This is a genomic window from Desulfobacter curvatus DSM 3379, from assembly GCF_000373985.1.
GTDB classification, from domain to species: domain Bacteria; phylum Desulfobacterota; class Desulfobacteria; order Desulfobacterales; family Desulfobacteraceae; genus Desulfobacter; species Desulfobacter curvatus.
This window is the reverse complement of the sequence record NZ_KB893020.1, coordinates 1-1,626: the sequence shown is the minus strand read 5'-3', so window position 1 is coordinate 1,626 and position 1,626 is coordinate 1. Positions and strand designations below refer to the sequence as shown.

1 protein-coding gene is annotated in these 1,626 nt (G+C 42.8%); it reads left to right on the top strand.

Annotation, left to right across the window (positions count from 1 at the left end):
* Window positions 1-226: 226 nt before the first annotated feature.
* Window positions 227-1,432 carry an ATP-binding protein gene (locus tag B147_RS0109440; RefSeq protein WP_020586965.1) on the top strand — a complete coding sequence of 402 codons (1,206 nt, stop codon included), beginning with the start codon at window positions 227-229 and terminating at the stop codon, window positions 1,430-1,432.
* Window positions 1,433-1,626 lie beyond the last annotated feature (194 nt).

Genomic DNA, 1,626 nt, shown 5'->3' with positions numbered 1-1,626 from the left:
CCCCGCCAACTTGGAAAATACCACCGATGATCCATGCTGCATTTTCAGATGCCAGGAACAGGTGAACGACGAGGAACAGGTGAACGACGACCTGTCGACATCTCATATAACACCCAAAATCGCACTTTTGTAGCTGCCAAGAAACACATTTTTTGTTGATTATACAATACAAAAACGGTATTAATCACAATTATATTGATTATATTAAACAAAAAAAAGGATCGCCGTGAATATCCCCAAATACATTGAACGCCCGGTATACATAGACAGAATAATGCCTTATGTCCGAAAGGATATTATGAAAATCCTGGTGGGCCAGCGCAGAGTTGGCAAAAGTTATTTGCTGTTCCAACTCATGGACCGGCTCACGACCCTGCACCCGGAAGACCAGCAGATTTATATAAACAAAGAACTTCATGAATTCGCCGATATCCGTCATGCCCAGGATCTCCTGAATTATATAGCCTCCCGGCGAGATCCTGACAGACGTTTGGCACTTTTTATTGATGAGGTGCAGGATATTGATCAATTCGAAACCGCCCTGCGCAGCCTTCAGGCCGGTGGTGGCGTTGATATCTTTGCCACCGGCAGTAATGCCAAACTTCTTTCCGGAGAGCTGGCCACCTATCTATCCGGCCGGTACGTTGAAATAAAGGTATATGGGCTGACCTATAATGAGTTTTTAACTTTTCACGGGCTTGAGCAAGGGCTGGATAGCCTGCAAACCTATCTGAAATTTGGCGGACTTCCCTACCTAAAACATCTGTCTTTAGACGATTCAATTGTTTTTGATTATCTGAGAAACGTTTCAGATGCCATTATCCTCAAAGACATTGTTGCCAGGTACGACATCCGGAATGTTGCCTTTCTGCAGCGGTTATGCCGTTTCCTCGCAGATAACGTCGGCTCCCTGGTCACGGCGCGAAAAATCAGCACCTACCTGAAATCCCAGCAGATCAAAATCTCCCACAACCTGGTCATTGACTACCTGTCATATCTTTCCAGCGCCCAGCTTGTACTTCAGGCAAGACGGTATGACATTGCTGGCAAAAAAATTTTTGAAATTGGAGAAAAATACTATTTTGAGGATCTTGGCATCCGTCATGCAATGGTTGGTTTCAACACCTCAGACATCAATAAAATTATTGAAAACGTAATTTTCACCCACTTGAAAACAGCCGGATATGAAGTCACCGTTGGACAAATTGGAAAAAAGGAAACCGATTTTGTCTGTGAAAAGCAAGGGGAACGCCTGTACATACAGGCTGCTTACATGATTCCAGATGACAAGGTTCGGGATCGTGAATTCGGCAGTCTTCTTGCTATTCCAGACAACCATCCTAAAAAAGTGGTGACCATGGACCCGGTTATAGGCGGCACATATAAAGGCATTGAGCATGTCCATCTTGAAAAGTTTTTGCTTTCTCTATAATTCCACCTACATTTGATGAAATCCATTTCTATCAGAACCACGAAAATTTGATAATTGCCCTACTTATAATTAACGCTGATCATCTATACTATTAATAATAGCAGCGCTGACGCATCAAAATTTATTATCAATGATATCAGGGGGGCGGAGCGACATCTAAAATTATTTTGTCGCAAAATTATAATAGACACTCT